This window comes from Chelatococcus caeni (assembly GCF_014196925.1).
GTDB classification, from domain to species: domain Bacteria; phylum Pseudomonadota; class Alphaproteobacteria; order Rhizobiales; family Beijerinckiaceae; genus Chelatococcus_A; species Chelatococcus_A caeni.
Genome location: NZ_JACIEN010000002.1, coordinates 842,342 through 848,450 on the forward strand (window position 1 = coordinate 842,342; position 6,109 = coordinate 848,450).

Annotated in this window: 1 protein-coding gene; it reads left to right on the forward strand. The window is 73.9% G+C overall.

What is annotated here, in order from left to right; all coding sequences use genetic code 11:
• Window positions 1-13: 13 nt before the first annotated feature.
• Window positions 14-6,109, forward strand: a 6,096-nt coding sequence (locus GGR16_RS12770) for a non-ribosomal peptide synthetase (protein WP_183316849.1), incomplete at its 3' end; no start/stop codon positions are given.

Below are 6,109 nucleotides of genomic sequence, written 5' to 3' on the forward strand. Positions count from 1 at the left end.
ATCGGACACGCGCATGAACCGTGCCGTTCATCCCGCCGAGGGCCGTGTTGCTGCCGAAGCCCGTCTGCCGCACGGCTGGAATGCGACGGCGCACGCGCTGCCGGCGGCGCATCTCGCCCAGCTGTTCGAGGCCCAGGTGGCGCGCTCGCCCGCGGCGCCGGCCCTCATCCTGGAAGACGGCACCCTCGACTACGCCACCCTCGACGCGCGAGCCAACCGCCTGGCGCACCACCTCATCGGCCTCGGCATCGGCCCCGACGACTTCGTCGGTCTCGCCCTGCCGCGCGACGCCGGGATGGTGGCCGCCCTTCTCGCGGTCCTGAAAGCCGGCGCCGCCTATCTGCCGCTCGATCCGGATTATCCGCCGGAGCGGCTCGCCTATATGGTGGGCGATGCCGCGCCGGCGCTCGTGCTGACCGCCGCGGGAAGCGAACCCCTCCTTGCCGCCATCGCGCCCGGGCAGCGCCGGCTGCAGATCGACACGCCCGCGATGGCGCAGACGCTCGCCGCCGCGCCGGCGACGGCCCCCGCCGAGGGCGATCGCCGTCAGCCGGTGCAGGCCGGGCATGCCGCCTATCTCGTCTATACCTCCGGCTCCACCGGGCGGCCGAAGGGCGTCGTCGGGCTGCAGGGCGCCATGACGAACCGCCTCGCCTGGATCGGCTCGGCCTGTCCCTTCGGTGCCGGCGAGCGTGTCCTGGCGCGCACGTCGCTCAACTTCATCGACGGCTCGACGGAACTGCTGGGCGTCCTCCTCAACGGCGCGGCGATGGTCATGGTCGAGGCGGAGGCGGCGCGGGACGTCGCCGGCCTCGTCGCGGCCATCCGCCGCTTCGGCATCACCCGCCTGACGGTGGTGCCGAGCCTCCTGGCCGCGCTGCTCGATATCGGCGAGAGCGAGGACCTCGCAGGCTGCCGCACGTGGGTGACGAGCGGCGAGGCGCTGCCGCCGGCCCTCGCGGCCCGTTTCGCCGCCCGTCTGCCGAAGGCGCGGCTCTACAATTTCTACGGTTCCTCGGAGGCGACGGGCGACAGTCTCTACGGCCTCTGCTCTGCCGGGGACGTCGGCATCGGCAGCCCGATCTGGAACACGCGCATCCATGTGCTCGACGATCGGCTCAGCCGTGTCGGGCCCGGTGTCGCGGGCGAGCTCTACATCGGCGGCGCGGGCCTTGCCCGCGGTTACCACGGCCGGCCGGAGCTCACCGCCGAGCGCTTCGTCGCCGATCCGTTCGGCCCGCCCGGCGCGCGGCTCTATCGCACCGGCGACGTCGTGCGCCAGCGCGCGGACGGCACGCTCGAATTCATCGGCCGCACCGACCATCAGGTGAAGATCCGCGGCGTGCGGGTCGAGCCCGGCGAAGTCGAGGCTGCACTTGCCGGCCATCCCGCCGTTGCGCGCTGCGTGGTCGTGGCGCGGGACGGGGCGGCGGGCGACAAGGAGCTCGTCGCCTATGTCGTGCCCTGTCCGGGCGCGGCGGTGGAGAGCCGCATGCTGCGTGCCCATCTCGCCGCCCGCCTGCCCGAGGCGATGGTGCCGCGCCTCTTCGTCCCGCTGCCGGCGCTGCCGCTGACGCCGAACGGCAAGATCGACCGCAAGGCCCTGCCGGCGCCGGCCGTGGTGCCCGCGGCGACGGGGCGGCGCGCGCGCGATGCGCGCGAGGAGACATTGTGTGCGCTCTTCGCCGAGGTTCTCGGCCTCGGTGCCGTCGGCATCGACGACGACTTCTTCGGTCTCGGCGGACATTCCCTGTCCGCGGCGCGGCTCGTCAACCGCATCCGCAGGCAGTTCGGCGTGGGCGTCACCCTGCGCGACCTGTTCGCCGCGCCGACGGTTGCCGGTCTCGCCGGCCGCATCGGCGGCGCGCGTGACGAGCGTCCTCCACTGGGGCCGCAGGAGCGGCCGGCCTCCATCCCGCTCTCGCATGCCCAGCAGCGCCTGTGGTTCCTCCACCAGCTCGGCGAGGGTCAGGGCGCGGCCTATCACCTGCCGTTCGCCGTGCGGCTGCACGGCTTTCTCGACATCGCCGCGCTGCGGCTCGCGCTGGCCGACGTCGTCGCCCGCCACGAGAGCCTGCGCACGGTCTTTGCCGAGAGCGACGGGGTGCCGCGGCAGGTCGTCCTGCCGGCTGCCGGCATCGTGCCGGAGCTGCCGCGCCTTCACGGCGACTGCGCCGCGCAGGAGTTGCCGGCGGCGCTCGCCGAGGCGGCGGGGCGCCCGTTCGACCTGTCGCGCGACCTGCCGCTGCGGGCCGATCTCTTCGCGCTCGGTCCCGGGCAGCATGTCCTCCTTTTGACGCTGCACCACATCGCCGGCGACGGGGCGTCGCTCGCGCCGCTCTGGCGCGACCTTGCCGCAGCCTATGATGCGCGCCGTCACGGGCGCGCCCCGGCCCTGCCGCCGCTGCCGGTGCAATATGCCGACTATACGCTGTGGCAGGCCGCGCTCCTCGGCCCGGCGGATGCGCCGGACAGTCCCCTGGCGCGGGAACTCGCGCACTGGCGCGGCGTGCTCGCCGGCATGCCGGCCGCCATCGACCTCCCGGGCGACCGGCCGCGGCCGCTGCGTGGCTCCGGCGAAGGCGGCCTCGTGCCGGTCGTGGTGCCGGCGGCAGTCCATGCGCGGTTGCGGGAGCTTGCCCGGTCGGCGAATGCAAGCCCCTTCATGGTGCTGCAGGCGGTGCTCGCCGCACTCCTTGGCCGGCTCGGGGCGGGGACCGACATCGCCATCGGCGCGCCGGTCGCAGGGCGAGGCGACGAGGCGCTGGACGATCTCGTCGGCTTCTTCGTCAATACCCTCGTCCTCAGGGTCGACACCGCCGGCGACCCGAGCCTCCGCACCCTGCTGGCGCGCGTGCGCGACATCGATCTCGAGGCTTTCGCGCATCAGGACCTGCCCTTCGACCGGCTGGTCGATGCGCTCGAGCCGGAGCGCTCGCTGTCGCGCCATCCGCTCGTGCAGGTGGTGCTGTCGCTGGAGCCGGGGGCGGAAGAGACGATCCGCCTGCCGGGCCTTGCGGCCGAGCCGTTCGCGGTCCCTCTCGGTACGGCGAAGTTCGATCTCGCCTTCGAACTCGGCGAGACCCACGGCCCGGACATGGCGCCGGCGGGCATCGTCGGGACGCTCGAATACAGCCGCGACCTGTTCGATCCCGAGACGGCGGCGCTGATCGCGGAGCGCTTCGTGCGCCTTCTCGGCGCCGCCGTCGCCGCGCCCGACCGTCCGCTTGCCGACATGGACCTGCTGTCGGCCGGTGAGCGGGAACGGCTGGCGCGGCTCGGGCGGGGGGCAGCGGTCGCCGTGCCGCAGGCGCTCGGGACGATGCAGGCGGCCTTCGCGGCTCAGGTCGCGGCCCGGCCGCAGGCCGTCGCCCTGCGCTGCGCCGGCGAGGTGCTGACCTACGCCGCGCTCGACCGCAAGGCGAGCGCGCTGGCGCGCCGGCTCGCAAGGCTGGGCGGCGGGCCGGAGCGGCGCATCGCCGTGCTCATCGAGCGGTCCGCCGATCTCGTCGTGGCGACGCTCGCGGTGCTCAAGGCCGGCGCCGCCTTCGTGCCGCTCAATCTCGCCGACCCTCCGGCCCGCCAGCGCCAGGTCGTTGCCGAAACCGGCGCGCTCGCCGTCGTCACCGACAATGTCGCCGCGGCCGCCGCTCTCGGCGACGTGCCGGTCGTCCCCGCCGACATGGCGGAGGAGAGCGATGCCGAGGAGCCCTTTTTCGTGGCGGGGGCGCCGGACGATCTCGCCTATGTCATGTACACCTCGGGATCGACCGGCCAGCCCAAGGGCATCGGCGTCTCCCACCGCAACGTGCTGCACCTCGTCCACGACCGCTGCTGGGGTGAGGCCGAGCACGCCCGCGTTCTGCTGCATTCGCCCTATGCCTTCGATGCGACGACCTACGAGCTGTGGGTGCCGCTGCTCAGCGGCGGCGAGATCGTCGTGGCGCCGCCCGGCCCGCTCGATCCGGCGACGCTGCAGCGCCTGATTGCCGAGGAGCGGCTGACCGCCGCCTTCCTGACGACGAGCCTGTTCAACCTCGTGGCGGCCGAGAACCCGGCCTGCCTTCAACCGCTCGGCGCAGTGTGGACCGGGGGAGACGCGGCGTCGCCGGCGGCGGTACGGGCCGTGCGTGCCCATTGCCCGGCGACGCGCATCGTCAATGCCTACGGGCCGACGGAAGGCACGATGTTCGCGACCTTCCACGTGCTTGCCCCGGACGAGGCGCTGGATGGCGGCATCGCCATCGGCCGCCCGCGCGACAATGTCACCGTGCATGTGCTCGACGAGAAGCTGGCGCCGGTCGGGCTCGGCGTGCCGGGCGAGCTCTATATCGGCGGCTGCGGCGTGGCGCGTGGCTATCCCGGCCGCCCCGACCTGACGGCGGCGCGCTTCATCGCCGATCCCTTCGGACCGCCCGGGGCGCGGCTCTATCGCACCGGCGATATCGTGCGCTGGCGGCGCGATGGCACCCTCGCCTTCGTGGGCCGGGTCGACCAGCAGGTGAAGATCCGCGGTTTTCGCATCGAGCCCGGCGAGATCGAGACGGTGCTCGCCGCCCGGCCCGACGTCGGCCAATGCGCCGTCGTGGTGCGGGAGGACCGGCCGGGCGACAAGCGCCTCGTCGCCTATGTCGTCGGCGCGGCAGGGCAGCGCCCGGAGGCCGGCGCCCTGCGCCTCGCGCTCGCGGCCGAACTGCCGTCGTACATGGTGCCCTCGGCCATCGTCATTCTCGACGCCCTGCCGCTGAACGCCAACGGCAAGCTCGACCGGCGGGCGCTGCCGGCGCCGGAGCTGGAAAAGCCGGCCGAGGGCCGGGGCCCGCGCGATGGGCGCGAGGCGCTCCTCTGCGCGCTGTTCCGCGAGGTGCTGGGCCTTGCCGAAGTCGGCATCGACGACGGCTTCTTCGCGCTCGGCGGCGACAGCATCATGTCGATCCAGCTCGTCAGCCGCGCGCGTCGGGCGGGCCTGCAGTTCACGCCGCGTGACGTCTTCGCCGAGAAGACCGTGGCGCGCCTTGCCGCGGTCGCGACCGAGGCGCCGCCGCCGCGCACACCGTCCGACGTCCTGCTGAGCGGGCTGTCGCAGGCGGAGGTGTCGGGTCTGGAGCGAGAGATTGCGGGCCTTGCGGACGTTTGGCCGCTGACGCCGCTGCAGGAGGGGCTGCTGTTCCACGCGCTCTACGACGGGGTGGGACCGGACGTCTATACGGTGCAGCTGGTGCTGGAGCTGGAGGGACGGCTCGAGGCGGCGGCCTTGAAGAAGGCGGCGGAGCGGCTGGTGGAGCGGCACGCCAACCTCAGGGCCTCGTTCCGCCACCGCGGCCTGTCGCGGCCGGTGGCGGTCGTCGTCGACGGGGCAGGGCCGCAGTGGCAGGAGATCGACCTCTCTGGTGCAGGAGACGGCGAGGCGGCGCTTGCGGCCTGGCTCGCCGGGGACCGGGCGCGGCGCTTCGACCTCGAGACGGCGCCGCTGATCCGCTTCGCCCTGCTGCGTCACGGCGGCGAGGGCGAGGCGGCACGGCACAGCCTCGTCGTCACCAACCATCACATCCTGCTCGACGGCTGGTCGATGCCGGTCCTGGTGAAGGAGCTGTTCGCCCTCTACCGGGACGAGGGCCGGGCGCTGCCGCGGGTGGCGCCCTACCGGGACTATCTCGCCTGGCTCGCCGGGCAGGACCGGGAGGCGGCGCGGGCGGCCTTCGCGGCGGAACTCGCCGGGCTCGAGGAGCCGACGCGGCTCGCCGGCGGCCACGGGCCGGCGGCGGGCGAGGCCGGGGCGGTGACGCTTGAGTTGGACGAAGCGGAGACGGCGGCGCTGCAGGGGCTGGCGCGCGGCTCGGAGGTGACGCTGAACACGGTGGTGCAGGCGGCCTGGGCGATCCTGCTCGGGCACCAGACGGGCCGCGACGACGTGGTGTTCGGGGTGACGGTATCGGGCCGCCCGGCGGAGCTCGCCGGGGTCGAGGCCATGGTCGGCCTGTTCATCAACACGGTGCCGGCGCGGGTGCGGCTCGCCGGGTCCATGAGCGTCGCGGAGCTGCTGGCGGCGGTGCAGGGGGCGCAGTCGCGGCTCCTGCCGCACCAGCACCTGAGCCTGAGCGAGATCCAG